At 63.3% G+C, this 17,418-nt stretch carries 17 protein-coding genes; 7 read left to right on the forward strand and 10 right to left on the reverse strand.

Going from position 1 to position 17,418, the window contains the following annotated elements; all coding sequences use genetic code 11:
* Positions 1–26: 26 nt before the first annotated feature.
* From BLW08_RS07850 to BLW08_RS07870, 5 genes are all read right to left on the reverse strand, one after another.
* On the reverse strand, positions 27–317 hold the full coding sequence (locus BLW08_RS07850) for a Dabb family protein (protein ID WP_091324234.1): 291 nt from the start codon (positions 315–317) through the stop codon (positions 27–29).
* The gene (locus BLW08_RS07855; protein WP_091324235.1) at positions 314–1,978 is read right to left on the reverse strand and encodes a 4-oxocyclohexanecarboxylate 2-dehydrogenase; all 1,665 of its coding nucleotides are present in this window, start codon (positions 1,976–1,978) and stop codon (positions 314–316) included. Before BLW08_RS07855 ends, BLW08_RS07850 begins: the two co-directional genes overlap by 4 nt.
* 54 nt (positions 1,979–2,032) lie before the next feature.
* Positions 2,033–2,818, reverse strand: a complete 786-nt coding sequence (locus BLW08_RS07860; RefSeq protein WP_091324237.1) for an SDR family NAD(P)-dependent oxidoreductase — start codon at positions 2,816–2,818, stop codon at positions 2,033–2,035.
* A 173-nt stretch (positions 2,819–2,991) separates the two neighbouring features.
* A complete protein-coding gene (locus BLW08_RS07865) occupies positions 2,992–3,786 on the reverse strand; it encodes an IclR family transcriptional regulator (RefSeq protein ID WP_090821250.1) in 795 nt (264 codons plus the stop codon).
* A gap of 1 nt (position 3,787) precedes the next feature.
* Positions 3,788–4,519, reverse strand: a complete 732-nt coding sequence (locus BLW08_RS07870; RefSeq protein ID WP_091324239.1) for a GntR family transcriptional regulator — start codon at positions 4,517–4,519, stop codon at positions 3,788–3,790.
* Between the two features lie 111 nt (positions 4,520–4,630).
* On the opposite strand from BLW08_RS07870, the gene BLW08_RS07875 reads away from it, so the two are divergent.
* The 6 genes from BLW08_RS07875 to BLW08_RS07900 all read left to right on the forward strand — a co-directional run bounded on the left by BLW08_RS07875 (position 4,631) and on the right by BLW08_RS07900 (position 10,667).
* On the forward strand, positions 4,631–6,073 hold the full coding sequence (locus tag BLW08_RS07875) for a sugar porter family MFS transporter (RefSeq protein ID WP_091324240.1): 1,443 nt from the start codon (positions 4,631–4,633) through the stop codon (positions 6,071–6,073).
* A complete protein-coding gene (locus tag BLW08_RS07880) occupies positions 6,070–6,960 on the forward strand; it encodes an N-acetylglucosamine kinase (RefSeq protein ID WP_091324242.1) in 891 nt (296 codons plus the stop codon). The genes BLW08_RS07875 and BLW08_RS07880 overlap by 4 nt, the downstream gene beginning before the upstream one ends.
* 75 nt (positions 6,961–7,035) lie before the next feature.
* Positions 7,036–8,118, forward strand: a complete 1,083-nt coding sequence (locus BLW08_RS07885) for a LolA family protein (RefSeq protein WP_091324244.1) — start codon at positions 7,036–7,038, stop codon at positions 8,116–8,118.
* The gene (locus BLW08_RS07890; RefSeq protein ID WP_091324245.1) at positions 8,115–9,170 is read left to right on the forward strand and encodes an ABC transporter ATP-binding protein; all 1,056 of its coding nucleotides are present in this window, start codon (positions 8,115–8,117) and stop codon (positions 9,168–9,170) included. Before BLW08_RS07885 ends, BLW08_RS07890 begins: the two co-directional genes overlap by 4 nt.
* Complete coding sequence (locus BLW08_RS07895) at positions 9,160–10,026, forward strand: ABC transporter permease (RefSeq protein ID WP_175538614.1); 867 nt, start codon at positions 9,160–9,162, stop codon at positions 10,024–10,026. Before BLW08_RS07890 ends, BLW08_RS07895 begins: the two co-directional genes overlap by 11 nt.
* A 20-nt stretch (positions 10,027–10,046) precedes the next feature.
* On the forward strand, positions 10,047–10,667 hold the full coding sequence (locus BLW08_RS07900; RefSeq protein WP_090821240.1) for an L-threonylcarbamoyladenylate synthase: 621 nt from the start codon (positions 10,047–10,049) through the stop codon (positions 10,665–10,667).
* A 27-nt stretch (positions 10,668–10,694) separates the two neighbouring features.
* Here BLW08_RS07900 and BLW08_RS07905 read toward each other — a convergent pair whose 3' ends face one another.
* Positions 10,695–11,846, reverse strand: coding sequence for a serine hydrolase domain-containing protein (locus tag BLW08_RS07905; protein ID WP_254779764.1), 1,152 nt, complete (start codon positions 11,844–11,846; stop codon positions 10,695–10,697).
* 14 nt (positions 11,847–11,860) lie between these two features.
* Positions 11,861–12,886, reverse strand: coding sequence for a non-homologous end-joining DNA ligase (ligD, locus tag BLW08_RS07910; RefSeq protein ID WP_091324512.1), 1,026 nt, complete (start codon positions 12,884–12,886; stop codon positions 11,861–11,863).
* A 113-nt stretch (positions 12,887–12,999) separates the two neighbouring features.
* On the opposite strand from ligD, the gene BLW08_RS07915 reads away from it, so the two are divergent.
* Positions 13,000–13,665 (forward strand): alpha/beta hydrolase family protein, encoded by a 666-nt coding sequence (locus BLW08_RS07915; protein ID WP_091324249.1) that lies wholly within the window; start codon positions 13,000–13,002, stop codon positions 13,663–13,665.
* Between the two features lie 2 nt (positions 13,666–13,667).
* Here the strand turns inward: BLW08_RS07915 and BLW08_RS07920 are convergent, their stop codons facing one another.
* The 3 genes from BLW08_RS07920 to BLW08_RS07930 all read right to left on the reverse strand — a co-directional run bounded on the left by BLW08_RS07920 (position 13,668) and on the right by BLW08_RS07930 (position 17,286).
* Positions 13,668–15,758, reverse strand: coding sequence for an elongation factor G-like protein EF-G2 (locus BLW08_RS07920; protein ID WP_091324251.1), 2,091 nt, complete (start codon positions 15,756–15,758; stop codon positions 13,668–13,670).
* 161 nt (positions 15,759–15,919) lie between these two features.
* The gene (locus BLW08_RS07925) at positions 15,920–16,666 is read right to left on the reverse strand and encodes a M50 family metallopeptidase (RefSeq protein WP_091324253.1); all 747 of its coding nucleotides are present in this window, start codon (positions 16,664–16,666) and stop codon (positions 15,920–15,922) included.
* 2 nt (positions 16,667–16,668) lie between these two features.
* Positions 16,669–17,286 carry a TetR/AcrR family transcriptional regulator C-terminal domain-containing protein gene (locus tag BLW08_RS07930; RefSeq protein WP_091324255.1) on the reverse strand — a complete coding sequence of 206 codons (618 nt, stop codon included), beginning with the start codon at positions 17,284–17,286 and terminating at the stop codon, positions 16,669–16,671.
* Between the last annotated feature and the right edge of the window lie 132 nt (positions 17,287–17,418).

Below are 17,418 nucleotides of genomic sequence, written 5' to 3' on the forward strand. Positions count from 1 at the left end.
CGAATGGCACAGTTCGCTGATCGCAGCTAGAGCGGAAAATCAACGGCAATGATCTGCTCGCTGTTGGGAAACGAGTACACCTTGAGGGGTTCATGCAGTGGGTGGGTGTTGTACACCTCGATGTCCTCTGCCGAGGCGAAGTCAGCCACAATCGCATAGTCGAAGGAACGGCGATGCTGGAGGACGTCGGCTCCGTGCGTGAGCTTCAAGAGCCCCGGAATGTTGCCGTCCATCCGATTCAGGCCCGCAATCCACGCGGCCTTGTCCGCCGGAGGGAAGTCCGGTTTGAATTTGAAGAGCACGGCGTGGCGGATCATGCTCCAACTCCGGCGGTAGCGGGTACAGGCACATACTCGGCTGGCTGGCCGGCAACGGTCCGGCCCGCAAGGTATCCCATGGTCATGATGGGCCCCAAGGTAGCGCCGGCACCGGGGTAACCGGCGGCGTAGGCGTTCTCGGTAGTGTTGCCGGCAGCGAAGAGTCCGGGGATCGGCTCCCCGTCCACGTCCAGAACCCGGGCGAGGCCGTCAGTGGCTACTCCCCCGTTGCTGCCAAATGCCCCGTTGACTACTTCCATGGCATAGAACGGACCTGTGTGCAGAGGACCCAGCGACGGGTTGGGCCAAGGGCACTCGTCATCGCCCCAGTACTGGTCGTAAGCGCTCTCTCCGCGGCCGAAGTCAGGGTCTTCGCCCTTCACCGCGTACTCGTTGAAACGGCCTACGGTTGCTTCGAGATTCGCTGCGGGAACACCCATCCGGGCAGCGAGTTGGTGCAGGGTGGGAGCCTCGATCAGGTAGTCGGGTGTTGGCTGGCCGGCCCGGTGCGCCAGGACGCCGTACCGCTCCAGATAGCTGTGATCGAACACTACGTGTGCAGGCGTGTTCAGTGTCTGGTTGTTGGGCGAATCCCAGGACTGCAGGCAGCGGGCGAGGTCGTTGTAATTCTGTGACTCGTTGGCGAAGCGGCGTCCGTGGCGGTTGACCATCAGCGAGCCCGGCCCTTGGCGTTCGAAGCGGAGCAGCGTGCCTACGGGGGCGCCGTCCCTGGTGTCCCCCGTGACGGCCATGGGCGCCCACCAGGCTTCACGCGTACCACGGGTTTGCGCCCCAACCCGCTGGGCCATCTTGAGGCCGTCCCCGGTATTCGATGGGGGTGAACACATGATGTAGAGGCGTGAGGCCAGGAGTGAATCGGCCAAGGCCTTGTCCCATTCGAATCCTCCGGTGGCCAGGACCACACCGTCGTTGGCGTGGAAAGTTTCACCCGACTCGAGTTGGACGCCCACTACCCTACCGGCGTCGAGCATTAACCGGTGCCCGCGGGCACCGGCCACCAGCGCAACGCCGTCGCGGACCAGGCTGGCCAACAGCATGGCCACCAGCGCCTGACCTTTGGCAACAAGTCCCTGCTCCTGCCGCTGGTTCAACTCCTCCCAGGGAAACTTGGTGAACGCTCCCCAAGTCTCGTATTCCTGCATGGTGAATGGCGCACGCCCGTCAGAGCGCACGTGGACCGCCAGGTCACCGAGAGCTTCACGGATGCTGAACAGTTCGGGTTCAACAGTCCGTCCGCCTTCCACGGAACCTGGCAAGTCCTGGCGGTAGTCCGGAAAGTTGTCGAGGAAAATGAAGCGGACGCCGCATTCATCCTCGGTGAAACTGAGCATGGTATCTCCGTAGTTCAGCGCAGCGTCCAGGAGCTCTTCACGGCTGCGGCCGCGGGCCACGGCCCGGACGTACTGCGCCGCGGCCTCCTTGGAGTCACGCAGCCCCGCCTCGCGGGCATGGTGGTTGTCTGCCACCCAGAGCATGCCGCCTGAAACGGCTGACGTGCCGCCCAGCAATTCGGTTTTTTCAAGCACGACGACGGACTTGCCGCCCCGTGCGGCTGTCGCCGCTGCGGTCAGCGCGCCTGCGCCGGAACCGACAACAACGACGTCGTAGGTCCCGGAAGGTGTTCCGTTCAGGAACTTCATGGTGTTGCCTCTCATGGGAAAGATGTGGGTTTGTTATGGAAAGGAATGAGGTGCTCAGACGGCCGTGTAGCCGCCGTCGATGACCAGCTCGGAGCCGGTGGTGAACCGGGATTCGTCGGAGGCCAGATAGAGGACTCCGTAGGCGATTTCATCGGGCTCGCCCTGGCGTGGGAGCGGATTTCCACCAACAAGCTGCTGGTAGTAGGCCTCAGCTCCGATGTCCGATTGCTCTGCCGAGTGGCGGCTCATCCTGGTGTTCATCGAACCGGGGTGGATGGAGTTCACCCGTATGCCATACGTGCCGTAGGCTGCGGCATCTGACTTGCTCAAGAGCCGGACCGCCCCTTTGGTGGCGTGATACAGCGGCACGTTGCGTCCGCCGGTCAAACCGTGAATGGACGAAAAATTGATGATGCTGCCGGCCTGCTTTTCGATCATGGCCGGAATAATGTGTTTGGTCAGGAGCCAGACTCCTTTGACGTTGACATCAAAGATGGCGTTGAAATCATCCGTGGTGGCGGTGTGGCTGGCTCCTGCGGGGCCAATAATTCCGGCCGCATTGACCAGGACATCCGGCACGCCGAGTTCGGCAGTGAGCTGCCGGACAACCTCGGCCACGCTGGCTTCGTTGGTGACGTCCACGGCGTACTCTGTGATCCCGGGGTAGCTGGCCGGGGAGTGGGTTTCAGCCCGGTCCAGGCTGGCGACAGTTGCTCCGTGATCGGCCAGCAGGCGGGCAGTTGCTCCGCCGAGGTCTCCCCTGCCGCCGGTGACCACGGCCACCTTGCCAGCCACCCGCGCGGCGCCTGCTTGTCTACCAGCCAACGTTGTTGTGTCCATGACGAACTCCTCCTGCCGCGGCATTGCGGCTGCTGAACTCTGAGTAAGGCGCAGGGCAGCACGGAACAGGGCCTATGGGCCGCAAAGTGTGGTTACCGGGCGAACTGCCCTGCTGGATTCCACTCTGCCAGCGGACTTGTGAGTGGCACCACAGGGTTACCGATGAACGGGAATTAGAAGTTGCCGTTGCTTTGGCGGAGGGCACCTTTGAGTTCGTCGCGCCAACCCAAGGCACGGGAGATGCCGCGTGCAGCGGTCATCAGGACCGGCACACGCGCCGCAGCGTTTTCCTCGTTCCGGGGCACAACAACGCTCAGTGCGGCCACCACGGTGTTGGTCCTGTCAAAAACGGGGACTGCAATTCCACTGGACTCCGGGACGATAATTCCGGGCATGGAAGCAAAACCGCGCTGCCGTATATTGGCCAAATGGCGTCGGAGTTCGGTGGGGCTGGTCAACGTCGCATCCGTGAATTTCTCCAGCGTCCGCGACAGGAAAAGGTCCTGGTACGCCGGCGATGAATGGGCCAGCAGCACCAACCCGGAGGACGTTCCGTGGACCGGTAGCCGGCCCGCCACCTTGGTGATATCCACCATCGAGTCGCGGGAACCGATCCGCTCGATGTAAAGCACCTCGTCCGAATCCAGGATCCCCAGCGTGGTGGAGTGCTGGACCACCGACTGAACGTCCTCCATGAACGGCAGGGCAGCTTCGCGAAGGCCCACCATGCGTGAACTCCGGGAGACCAGTTCCCAGAGCCGCGTGCCAATTCGAACCTCGGCGTTGGGTTCGCGTTCCAACAGCCCTTCGGCAAGGAGTTCGTCCACCAGCCGGTACGTGGTGGTGACCGGAAGTCCTGACCGTCGGGCCAAGGTAGCAACACTCATGGTGCGGTGACCGTCGTCGAACGCTCCCACCAGCCGGACGACGCGGCGGATGACCGACTCACCCGACGACGAGTTGGCCACCTCAGCCTCCGGACTTCACGCGGGAGACGAACCGGAACCTGTCTCCCCGAAACGAGCTGCGTGTCCATTCCACTGGAACACCTGCCGCGTCACGGGCCAGGCGGTGAACCAACAGCAGGGGTGCCCCCATCTCGATGCCCAGCAGCCGCACATCCTCCGGCCCGGCAAGTGCCGTCTCCACGGTGTCCTCGACGTCGGCGATTCGAACCCCGTAGACATCGGCCAGCACGGCATAGAGCGAGCCGGCCTTGGCCAGACTGGACTTAAACCTCGGGAGCCTGCCTGGCAGCCAGGCGATCTCGTGGGCCAAGGGCTCCCCGTCGATCAGGCGGATGCGTTCCAGCCTGGTGACCGGATCGCCTTGGTCAAGGCCCAAATGGGCTGCAACCCCGGCATCGGATTTGACCACTTCCAAGGCAATGAGCCTGGAGTCCGGCCTCAGGCCCTGCGTACGGGCGTCGTCGGAAAATGACGTCAACTGCCGGACGTGTGTCACTTTTGGAGGTGCCACAAACGTTCCATGCCCCTGGATGCGGCCCAGCTTTCCCTCCGCCACGAGCTCGCTGATGGCCTGCCGGACTGTGGTGCGGGATGTCGCGTACTTTTCTGCGAGTGCCCGCTCCGTGGGGATGAGAGTTCCCGGCTGGAGTCCTGCAATCAGCCCCAGCACCTCGGTCTTGAGGAGGTAATACTTGGGGGTCGCCGGCGCGACATCTGTGGACATATTGGACATCCTACTTGTAGACAACATCATTGGTCTATGCCAATCTTGGCAGGTTGGTCTAAACCAGTTCCGGAAGCATTCCGGCAAGACCCTACTTTTCCACAGATCCAAGGGACAAAGATGTCGATCCTGCATGACCTCCGGCAAACACCCCGACTCGGGCTTCTGGTGGGCGGCGCTGCTGCCACCATCGGCGTAATTTACGGGTACGACATGTCAAACATCGCCGGCGCCCTGCTGTTCATCACCAAGCAGTTCAACCTCACCACTTCCCAACAAGAGCTGGTGACCACCGCGGTGGTTGCAGGAGAAGTGCTGGGCGCCCTGGTGGGCGGCTGGCTGTCCAACCGACTGGGCCGGAAGACGTGCATGGTGGGCCTGGCCGTAGGGTATGCGCTCTTCGCCGTTTTGAGCGCGATGTCGAACGACGTGCCCACCTTGCTCCTTGCCCGTCTCCTTCTTGGCCTGACCATCGGAGTCTCGGTGGTGGTTGTCCCGGTCTTCGTCGCAGAATCGGCCCCGGCGAAAGTTCGTGGCGCCCTGCTGGTGGCCTACCAGGTGGCCACGGTCATCGGCATCATCGTGGGCTATGTTGCCGCCTATGTCCTGGCCGGAACCGGATCCTGGCGTTGGATGCTGGGACTCGCCGCCGTTCCGGCTGTGATTGTGCTGGCCATCGTCATCAAACTCCCCGATACAGCCCGCTGGTACATGATGCGGGGCCGGACAGCGGATGCCCGGCGAACCCTCTCCGCTATCGAACCGGATGCTGACGTGGAAGCTGAACTTTCCCGAATGCAGCGTGCCATCAGCGAAGAACGCGGCGGAGGGCTCCGGGAGATGCTCCGCGTCCCGTACTTGCGGGCCACAGTATTTGTTGTGGGTCTGGGCTTCTTCATCCAGATCACCGGCATCAACGCGGTGGTCTACTACAGTCCCAGGATCTTCGAGGCCATGGGGTTCAGCGGCAATGCGGCTCTTCTGCTCCTTCCGGCGGCCGTTCAGGTAGCTGCCCTCTTTGCCGTTTTTGTGTCGTTGTCCCTGGTGGACCGGCTGGGACGCCGTCCAGTGCTGTTGACGGGTATTGGGATGATGGTGCTGGCGAACATCCTGCTGGTGTGCGTCTTCATGGCGGGACAGAACTTCGGTGGGCTCCTGACCGTTCTGGGATTCCTGGGAGTTCTCCTGTTCACCGTCGGATTCACCTTTGGCTTCGGCGCCCTGGTGTGGGTCTACGCCGGCGAGAGTTTCCCATCGCGTCTGCGTTCCCTCGGTGCGAGTGCCATGCTGACCTCCGATCTGGTGGCCAATGTCCTGGTTGCGGCCTTCTTCCTCACGATGCTCCAGCGACTCGGCGGGGCAGGAACCTTCGCCGTTTTCGGTGTACTGGCTATCCTCGGGTTTATGTTTGTCCGAAAGTTCGCACCTGAAACGAAGGGACGTCAGTTGGAGGAAATACAGCAGTTCTGGGAAAACGGTGGCGAGTGGCCCGACGTCGAAGGCGGGACGAACAGCGGCATGAACCCCGCGGAAACCACCACAGAACCGGCGGCAGTCCGGTGACGCCCGCAGTTCTGGGCCTCCACATCGGCGGCTCAAAGACGCACGCTGTGCGGTCGGATGACTCCGGCGAGGGTACCGGCGTCGAGATCACCGAAGCGAGCGCCAACCTCTCATCCGTGGGCCACCAGGGCGCTGACGCCGTGCTGCGCCGGATCGCGTCGAGCGTCGGGACGGGAGTCGAAGCCGTGTGCGCAGGAGCGGCAGGCGCTGACACCCCCGCAAGCCGTGCGGTCCTGTCTGCCTTGCTGACCGAACACTTCCCCGGCGCAAAAATCGACGTGGTCCACGACACTCGCATTGTGCTCGCAGCAGCCGGACTGGACGCAGGCGCTGTGGTGGTTGCCGGTACAGGCTCGGTGGCCTGGGGCCGGAACGCTGACGGACGGGAAGCCCGCAGTGGAGGGTATGGTTACCTGCTGGGCGACGAAGGTGGAGCCTACTCTGTGGTGCGCGACGCCGTGCGGGAGTCCCTACGCGAATACTATGCAGGCCTGGAACCCGGCACGCTTGTTCAGTCCCTGATGGCTGCTACGGCCAGTGCCGATGCCCTCCAACTCATGGATTCCTTCTACGCCAAGCCCGAGCCCGACCACTGGGCAGGGCTTGCTCCCCTTGTCCTTGAATTGGCTGCCGAAGGCGACCCCGCGGCTTTGCGGATCCAAGCCGAGGCAGCCCACCATCTGGCCGCCCTGGCCAGGCAGGTGCTGGGTGAGCTCGGTTTGGAACTGCCGCTTGTCATGGCCGGCAGTTTGTTAGTGAACCACAACGGCCTGTCCAGCGCAGTTGCACGGAAGGTTGCCTTGGAAGATCCATCGTCCATCAGGATCCTGACGCAGCCCCCCGTCCACGGCGCCGTGGAATTGGCGCGGCAACTGATCCTGCCCTGACCTGATGGCGCGTGATCCCCACAGGTAACCGGAGTAGTCTGGATCCATGCCTTTCACATGCGGTGGTTGGTAGCGATGACACGGGCTCAACAGCGATGGCTGCCTGCTCTCCTCATCCCCGTTGCCTTGGTTATGGCGGTTCTGTTTGGTTCGGTCCAGGCAGGCGCGGCCGTATCTTTGCCGTCCAAGACTGCTGACGAGATCCTGGCCATGATCGCACGCACCGACGTGCGGGCGTTGTCCGGTACGGTGGAGCAGTCCGCAGGGTTGGGGCTGCCTGAGGTTCCGACCACCGGCCCTGGCATTGCGCCAGGAGCGGCCTCGGCCCTGGAACTGTTGACCGGCACGCACACGGCCAGGATCTTTGTGGACGGCCCGTCAAAGGCCCGGTTGCAGGTTCTTGACCAGTTGGCCGAGCGTGACGTGGTGATCAACGGCGGCAACGCCTGGTTCTATAACTCTGCGGACAACAGCGCCACCCATCTCAGCGCCCCGGCATCGCCCGCTTCCCACGGCCATGAGTCGATGCCTTACCGTTCCACCATGCCCACACCCGAGGCAGTGGCAAGAAGCTTCCTGGCGGCCATTGACAGCTCCACCGAAGTCAGCGTTGGAGACGCCCGGTCTGTTGCCGGCCGCAGCGCCTACCGGCTGACCCTGAACCCACGCAGCCAAGAGACTTTGGTTGACTCGGTGTCCATCGACGTTGATTCCCAGACTGGACTTCCGCTGGGAATAGAGGTGCGCGCCAAGGATCAGGAAGAGCCCGCCTACTCACTCGCCTTCACGGAGCTGAATCTGTCCACTCCGGACGCTGGACTGTTTGAGTTCACTCCTCCTTCCGGCGCCTCAATCACGGAAGAAGTCCTACCGCCGAAACCCGTACCAGCGTTGGCGGCGCCGCCGGACGCCGGACAGCTCCGCCACAGTGGTCCAGCACCCACCGGTGAAGGCTGGGACACGGTGCTCGCGTTCCCCGCAGGATCCTTTCCACCCGGGTTCTTGTCCAATCCGCAGCTGTCCCAGGCCCTGCAGCCGGTTGCTGGTGGCCGGGCGTTGACGACGTCCCTGCTGAGCGTCCTGGTGCTCGACGACGGCCGCGTCTATGCGGGCATGGTGCCTATTGACCGGCTTCAGTCAGCCGCTGCCGCCCAGTGAAGGAACCTGCCGGGCTTGCCATAGAGACCCAGGGTCTGGTGAAGCGTTTCGGCCGCCGCGCCGCCGTAGACGGCATTAACCTCGCCGTTCCCCGCGGCTCGATATTTGGCTTCCTCGGCCCCAACGGCTCCGGGAAGACCACCACCATCCGCGTGCTGCTGGGACTGGCATCAGCGAACAGCGGGAACGTGCGCGTCCTGGGCAAGGAGATGCCCGGAGCTTTGGCCTCCGTACTGCCGGACGTGGGAGCCCTGGTGGAAGGTCCCGGGTTCTATCCCTTTCTGTCCGGCACAGGAAACCTCCTGCGTCTGGATGCCGCTGACCGACACGCTTCGTCGGCCACCAGGCGGGAGCGGGTCCATGACGCGCTGGACCGGGTGGGGCTCAGCCACGCCGCCGGCAAGAAGGTCCGCGCGTACTCCTTGGGCATGAAGCAGCGCCTTGGCCTGGCCAACGCAATGCTCAGGCCGCGGGAGTTGCTGGTTTTGGACGAACCCACCAACGGACTCGATCCCCAGGGGACGCGTGAAGTACGGGCCTTGGTTCGTTCACTCGCTGCCGGAGGAACCACCGTGTTCGTCTCCAGCCATCTCTTGGCTGAGGTGGAGCAGATGTGTACCCATGTGGGCGTCATGAGTGCGGGGCGGCTGGTGGCCCAGGGGCCGCTGGATGAGCTGCGCTCTTCCGGTGAGGCGCACGTTGTGGTCCACACGCCCGACGTCGAACGTGCCGCCGGTGTTTTGACGCGCCTGGGGCTGGTTCCCGGCCAAGGCGCAGGCACCGGTTCCTCGTGGGATTCCAGGGCGCTGCAGGCAAGCACCGCGCTGCACCCTAGCATCGCACTGCACCCAAGCATGGCACTGCACCCAAGCATCGCACTGCCAGAGGCCAAGGCGCTGGTGGCTACAGGGCTCAACGGACTGGCGCCTGAAGCGATCGTGGCCGCACTGGTGGCCGATGGTGTGCGGGTCCGCGGGTTCACTGTTGAGAGTGCGAGCCTTGAGGAACGCTTCGTCTCGCTCACCGGGGAGGGGTTCGACGTTGTCGGCTGAAACTGGCGCGGCCCAGGCGGGGTCCAGCGTGGGGTCCAGCGCGGGGTGGGCGCTGCTGGGCTCGGAGTTGTCTGTGCTGTTCCGTCGCCTCCGTACATGGGCCATGCTGATAGCCCTCGCGGCTGTACCCATACTCATTGCCGTCGCCGTTAAGTTGTCGTCACGGCCGGCGACTCCTGGCCGTGGTCCGTTGTTCCTGGACCGCATCACCCAAAACGGACTCTTCGTTGCAGTCACGGCCTTGGTGGTGTGCGTGCCACTGTTCCTCCCGCTGACCGTGGGCGTCGTTGCCGGAGACACGATTGCCGGGGAAGCGAATCTGGGTACCTTGCGATACCTCCTGCTGGCACCGGCGGGGCGGATACGCCTGCTCCTGGTGAAATACGCCGGGGCCGTCGCTTTCTGCTTCGCCGCAACGGCTACCGTGGCAGCGTCAGGTGCCCTGGCCGGCGTCGTACTTTTTCCAGTGGGTCCTGTGACCCTGCTGTCCGGGGACACCATCAGTGTGGGTGAGTCAGCGCTCCGATCCCTGTTGATCGCCGCCTACATCACGGTTTCCCTGCTGGGCCTGTCCGCGATCGGCTTGCTGATTTCCACCTTCACGGACGTACCGGTGGGCGCAATGGCCGCCACGATTGTCCTTTCGGTGGTCTCGCAGGTGCTGGACAATCTGCCACAACTGGAGTGGCTGCATCCGTGGCTGTTCAGCCACCATTGGTTGGGCTTCGCGGACCTGCTCCGGGAGCCGGTCTCGTGGACCTCGTTCGGCGAAAACGCCGTGCTGCAGGCCGCGTACATTGCCGTATGCGGCGCGTTGGCCTACGCCAGGTTCTCCAACAAGGATGTGTTGTCCTAGCTTTGTCGTAGGCTCTTCCCATGGCCAGATTCTTTGATGTTCACCCGGAAGATCCTCAACCACGCGCCATTGGCCAAGTGGTTAAGATGCTGCAGGACGGTGGCTTGATCGCCTACCCCACCGACTCCTGCTACGCCCTGGGGGCCCAGATCGGCAACAGGGATGCACTGGACCGGATCCGGACCATCAGGCAGCTTGACGACAAACACCACTTCACGCTGGTGTGTAAGGATTTCGCCCAAATGGGGCAATTCGTCATGCTGGACAACGACGTCTTCCGCAGCATCAAGGCCGTTACGCCCGGCAGCTACACCTTCATCCTTCCCGCCACACGGGAGGTTCCCAAGCGGCTCCTGCACCCCAAGAAGAAGACCGTGGGCGTGCGCATCCCGGACCACAGGGTTGTCCAGGCCCTCCTGGCCGAGTTGGGCGAACCTCTGCTGTCCAGTACGCTCCTGCTTCCGGATGCGGAGGAACCGTTGACCCAAGGCTGGGAAATCAAGGAAAGACTGGATCACCAGGTGGACGGCGTGATCGACGCCGGCGACACCGGTTCCGAACCCACCACCGTGATCGACTTCTCCAGCGGTGTGGCCGAAGTGGTTCGGCGAGGAACCGGAGATCCTTCGCGCTTCGAGTAGGCCTACGCGCCGGCGTCAGTGGAAATGTCAACGGAACTGAAAGCGGCAGCCCGAGTTCAGGGCTACCTGCGCGACGCCCGTCATTTCCAAGGCCAGTGCTGACGGCTTCTCCGAGAGGGGCTGCGGTGGATACGCCATCAAGATGGCCAGTTGGCGGTTTCCGTCGGCGCTGCTGATGGCAATGCTTCCGTACCCGGGCACATCTCCCACATGGCCGTAGTAGTAGCCGTTGGTGCAACGGTCATTCCAGTGGTCCAAGCCGAGTCCGTAATCGGCGAACACAGTGCCTTTCATGGCATCGAGACCTTCAGGCGACAGCAACTCTCCGCCGAGCAGGGCAAACTGAAACGCCGTGATCTCCTGGACCGTGGATAAGAGGGCAGGTGAAGCCGTCCCGCTGGCCGGTCCGAGGCCTACGACGTCCACAACTGCACCGCCCACCTGGACATAGCCGTGGACAAGGTCCCCGGGCCAGGCGTTGGACTGCTCTTGAAGGACCGTGGAACGAAGGTCGAGGGGCGTCAGGATGTCTGTTCGCAACACAGCCTCGAGGGGCTGCCCGCGAAGCTGCGTGACGAGTTGGCCCAGCAGGGAATCTGCCCGCGAGGCAAGCCCGGCAGGCAGCTCGCTCAGGTCCCCAAGGAGCTGGCGGACGGTCACAGTGCTTTTGCCTGCAAGCGAACCGGGGAGGTGGGTGATGATGGCGTCGTCCAACCGCACCTGAGCTTCTTCCACAAGCTTCATGACGGAGACCCCCAGCATTGTGCGTAACTGGCCCCCAACGTTGAAACGGTCACTGGTCTGAACAGCAATCTGCCCGTCACGGCTCCTCACCCCTGCCGCATGCGTCCACTCTTGTTGGCCGGCCTTCGCCCTGATGATCACCGCAGACGCGCCCTCCTGCAGCTTCTCCCTGCTGAAGAGCTCCAGGGCGGCACGAAGTTCCTGGAAAGAGGGGGTAACTGCCGCCGTGTCCGAAGGCGACGGAGCCCCCTCGCCCGTGGGGGCCGGCACGGCTGGCGGGCCCGTCGTCGACGGCTGCGTCGTAGCTGTTACCGGCGGCGGCAACGGGGCGGTTGGCTGGAGCGGGGGTGGCTCCGGCGTGCCGGTGCAGCCGGCCAGGAACACACCGCAGACGAGTGCGGCGGTCAGAATTCCGCTGGCTGGACGTCCCGGCACATGGTCCCCCGGGTTTATTCCTCCGGCTTGCGGGCCCGGCTCGGTTGGACACGCATGGGCTCACCCGGCATCTTGGGGAATTCCGGCGGGAAGGGCATCTCGCCCTGACCCTTCTTGACATCCCGTTCCCACCACTTGAGCAAGATGTCTATGTCCCCGGGTTCCTGGTGCATGGCTGCCCAGGGATCGCCGCTCTCCTTCAAACGGCCCGGCACGGTGGCAATGGTGTACTTGGCGGGATCTGCGTTTCCCAGTTCGTCCCATGTCAAGGGACAGGAAACCTGCGCGCTGGGCACAGCGCGGGGACTGTAGGCACCGGCAATGGTCCTGTCCCGGTTGGCTTGGTTGAAGTCCACAAAAATCCTGGTGCCGCGTTCCTCTTTCCACCAGGCAGTGGTGACTTTCTCCGGCATGCGGCGTTCCAGTTCACGGCCGGCGGCGATGACGGCGTGCCGGACGTCCAGGAACTCATGCTTGGGATGGATGGGGGCGTACACGTGGAGTCCACGGTTGCCGGACGTCTTGATGAAAGCAGTCAGGCCCGCCTCCTCAAGGACGGAACGAAGTTCCAGCGCGGCCGGAATCGCATCGTTGAAGTCCGTGCCCGGCTGGGGATCCAGGTCAATCCGCAGTTGGTCTGGATTGTCTGGGTCATTGGCCCGGGAGGCCCAAGGATGAAACACCACCGTATTCATTTGCGCCGCCCACACCGCAGCCGCCGGTTCGTCGATCACCAACTGTGGATGGGACCGTGCGCTGGGGTAGGTCACCGGAACCGAACGAACGTAGTCGGGGGCACCTTTGGGTGGATTCTTCGAGAAGAACATCTCCCCCTCGATGTTTCCCGAGTAGCGCTGGAGACTGATGGGCCGGTTTCCGTTCGCAGTCACAAAGGCCTCACCGACGTCGATGAGGTAGTTGGCGAGGTCAAGCTTGGTCAGGCCTGCCTCTGGCCACATGACGCGGCTGGGACTGGAAATGCGGACCTCGCGCGGCCCGTCAGGCCCGGGCACGGTAACTGTGGTTGCTTCGCTCGCCATGGGCACAAGCTACCCCGTTAAGGCATGGCACGTCAGCACCCTTGGCGTATTTCGGTGGCGTCTCTTCTGATTTCAGCACCTGCGCCCTGGCCCGGATGGGCCATGATGGAGGCATGCCAAGCACAGAGACGCCCTTGTCCATCACCGTGGAGAACAGCGAAGTATCCGCCCTCCACATCCGGCCCGCTGAGCCTTTCGCCACCCTGGTGGTGGCCCACGGTGCCGGTGCCGGCATGGAACATCCCTTCCTGCAGGGTTTCGCAGAAGCGATGGCTGACCAGGGCGTCGCCACGTTGAGATTCAACTTTCCCTACCGCGAGGCCGGCCGCCGCTTTCCTGACCGGCCACCGTTGGCCATTGCCACGTGGAAGGTGCTCATGGACAGGGCTGCTGAACTCAGCGACGGCGAACCGCTGTGGGCCTCTGGCAAGTCGTTCGGCGGCCGGATGGCGTCCATGGCAGTAGCTGAAGGAATGCCGGCCCGGGGACTGGTGTACCTCGGGTATCCACTGCATGCCCCGGGCAAGCCGGAGAAGCTGCGCGATGAGCATCTCTACGGCGTCACCGTGCCCATGCTCTTCCTGCAAGGGACCCGCGATACTTTTGCTACCCCGGACCTGCTGGAGGGTGTGGTGGACAGGATAGGTCCGACGGCGACGCTCCAGTGGATCGAGGGCGGTGACCATTCGTTCGTGGTCAAGGGCGTGAAGCGCAGTACGGCCGATGTGGGGGCGTCGCTTGCTCCCGCCGTGGCCTCCTTCATCAAGGCCAACCCATAGGGTTACTTCGGAAGTGGTTCGTGGCGAAGGTAGGAGCGCCTGAAACGGCCGGTTCCTGCAGTTAGTGCGCGCAGTTCGATCGCATAGCGAAGAAGTTCCTGGTCCGGAACTTCTGCACTGATTTCCGTGCCGCCGGTGTCCTCGGCGATGGTACCTGTGACGCGTCCCCGCCGGCCGGACAGATCACTCATCACCGACCCCACATAGTGGTCAGGAACGCTGACCACCACCGTTGAGACCGGCTCCAGCAGTTGGATCCTGGCACCGGCCGCCGCCTCCCGCAGCGCCAGGGCACCGGCTGCTTGGAAGGCCGCGTCCGAGGAATCCACGCTGTGGGTCTTTCCGCCTACCAGGGTCACCTTGATGTCCACCACGGGGAATCCAGCTGAGACACCCTTGAGCATCTGTGAGCGGACGCCCTTCTCCACGGAACCCACGAACGTCCCTGGGATCACACCCCCCACGATTTTGTCCGCGAAAGAGAATCCTTCGCCCCGGGCCAAGGGCTCCACTTCAATATCGCAGATGGCAAACTGACCGTGGCCTCCTGATTGCTTGACGTGCCGGCCGTGTCCAGTGGCCTTGGTAGCGAAAGTTTCGCGAAGCGGGGTGATCACTTCAACGGTCTGGAGCTTGACGCCCTGGTTGCGCAGCCTGTCCAGGACCACTTCGGCATGCGCTTCTCCCATGCACCAGAGGATCAGTTGGTGCGTGTCCTGGTTGCGTTCCAGACGAAGGGTGGGATCGGCAGCGGCCACTTTGCCGATGCTCTTGGCCAGGGCGTCTTCGTCGCTCCGTGAGGCGCCTTCAATCGCGATCGGCATCAAGGGCTCGGGCATGTTCCAGGTCTCGATCAGGAGCGGCGCTTCCCGATCAGATATGGAGTCTCCCGTCTCCGCGTTGGCAAGCTTGCTGATGGCACAGATGTCACCGGCAATGCACTGCGGTACCGCTTTCAAGCTGGACCCGACTGGCGAATAGAGATGGGTAACGCGTTCATCGGCGTCGTGATCCTCGTGGCCCCTGTCCGCAAGTCCCCTGCCACCTATGTGGATCGACGAATCTTCCCTCAAGGTCCCCGAGAAGACGCGAACCAAGCACACCCGGCCAAGGAAAGGGTCTACCGTGGTCCGGACCACCTCGGCAGCGAGGCGGGCAGTGGGATCACACTCAAGGGGCTTTAGCGAGGATCCGTCCAGCCTCATGGCGGCCGGAGGAATGCGTTCCAAGGGGGACGGCAAGGCATCGGTGATCAGGGACATGAGCTCCGCGAGACCCAGGCCTGTTTCGGCCGATGCAGGCAGAACCGGGAAAAAACTCCCGCGGGCAACTGCCGTCTCCAGATCCCTGACGAGGTCCGCGAGTGGCAGTTCTTCACCCTCCAGGTACCGGTCCATCAGCGTCTCATCTTCGCTTTCGGCAATAATGCCTTCGATCAACGGACCCCGGGCCTCCTCCACCGACTCCTCATCACTGGTGCCGTGGATGATCCCGATCAGGCCCGCATTGCCTTCAGCCGGGAGGTATAGCGGTAAGACGGAGTCACCGAACGCTTCCCGGCAGCGAACGACGGCGGCACTGAAGTCGGCCCGCGGATGGTCCAGCTTGCTGAGCACCACCGCCCGCGGCATGCGGATGCTCTGGCACTCGCCCCATAAGGCAACGGTGGCACCATCAATGGCTTCCACAGCCGACACAACAAAAAGGGCCGCATCTGCGGCCCTCAAACCAGCGCGAAGTTCGCCGGTGAAATCGGTGTAGCCCGGGGTGTCAATCAGGTTGATTTTGATATCCCCCACCATGATGGGTGCCACTGACATGGTCACGGAGCGTTGCTGATGGATGGCCGAGGGATCAGAATCACTGACCGTGGTCCCATCGCTGATGGAACCCATCCGGGGAATGGCTCCGGTGGCCGCGAGCAGGGCCTCCACAAGCAGTGACTTGCCGGCACCCGAGTGCCCCACCAGGGCCACGTTCCGGATTCCCGCAGGGTGGTTGGCGGCCAAGGCCGCTCCGTTCTCCCCACGCCTGGGATCAGGCGCGCCCGGTCCGGTTCCCTTGGCTGATTCGCGCGTCCCCTTCGTGGACATGGGCACCTCCTGGTGTTGTATCCCGGCACGGAGTCCAAACGTCATGAAGATCAAACGTTAAAGAGGATTTGACACCCTGAGGCGACCACAGGGCAAGGGGTGGCGCCGAGGAAACCCAGCCCGCCGCCGTCGGGCCCGTTGAACTCCTGCCGAACCTCGGACTAAACGGCCAGCATCCCCCATAACAGCCAGGCAGACGTCAGCGCTGATCCGGCGATAACCACGGTAAAGCCGGCCAACCAGAGGGAAGCCGGGACTCCTGTGGTGCGACCCAGAATGAACGCATCCGACGCAGCCAAGCGGTCACGCCGACGGGTGTGCACCCCAACGAGTTTGAACAGATCACGGACACCGCCCACGGAAAGGGCAACGCCGAGGGCCAACACCACATAGTTCACGAGGGTGGGCGTCGCGAACAGGATCAGGATTTGGGCAATGGCCGCGCTGCATACGGCTACGAGAATCCCGGTGAGGTTGCGAAGGAAGATCAATGACACCAACAGGATTAATGCCCCCACGGACATGGCTGCGCCCGAACGCCCTGCAGCAAACGCCCCGATCAGGCAAAGTCCCACGACAGACGGTGCCGGATAGCCCCAGAAGCCCGACCACGCCGCACCGAAGGCTCCCCGTCCGCTGCTGACCAGCCGGCCTGAATGGTCCAGCCCGATGCGGAGGCCATGCACAAATCGCCCCGTCATCAGTGCGGCGTAGGCGTGGCCGAGTTCATGGATGAACGTGACGTACAGTCCGAACCACCGCCACGTGACCCGCGGAATGCTGAGGATAACGGAGCAGGCAAGAATGCCAAGGAGCGCAGGCAACGGCACCGCAGTGGTATGCGTGTCCGTGAATCCGCGAACCACTGCGTCCCACCAGGTTTGGGCCACATTTCCGGCACCGTCCATGGTCACAGCACCGTCGACTGAAGGCGCGACTGCAGTCCGGCGATGAGGATTTCCAAACCAAAATCAAAAGCAGCTTCGCCGCGCTCGGCAGACGGTCCGGCGTGAGCCAGGGCGCTGGTGAGGGTGGGATATCCTTGCGCCGGCGGAGCCCAGACGACGTCGGGCGCCGCCAGGTCCAAGGCGAATCCCAAGGCGAAACTGTCAATGGTGGAGATTGCCGACACCACATCCCTGCCCTGGAAGCCCGCTGCGCGGAGCGCGACCGCCAGGTTCTCGTAAAGGGCAAGGACCTGGTCATCCTGAACTGTTTGCAGGACCAGCAGAGGCGCCAGCCGGGGGTGCCGGGCAAATGCGTCCCTGTAGCTGCGGACAATTGCCCGGAGCGCGGCTTCCCAATCCTGCTGGTCTTCAAGGACGTACGGAGATTCCGCGATGATCCGGCCACGCATGAGCTCAAGGATTTCCTCGCGCCCGCTGACGTGGTTGTAGATGGAAGACTGGCTGACCCCGATCCGCTTGGCCAGTTTGGGCAGGCTGAAGTCCCCGGCCTCATCCACCAGCTCAAGGGCGGCGGTGACGAGTGCGTCGATGGATATCAGGGGGACCAGCGGGCGTGCCATACGGATGTCTCCATTCGGGGTTGTTGTTACGACTCTAGCCAGAACTTTGCGTCGAAGTATTGTGCCGCCAGTCACAACCCCCTACGATAAACGAAAGCCTTTCGCTTTACGATCCACACCCCACCACATACT

The organism is Arthrobacter sp. cf158, from assembly GCF_900106835.1.
Lineage (GTDB): Bacteria > Actinomycetota > Actinomycetes > Actinomycetales > Micrococcaceae > Arthrobacter.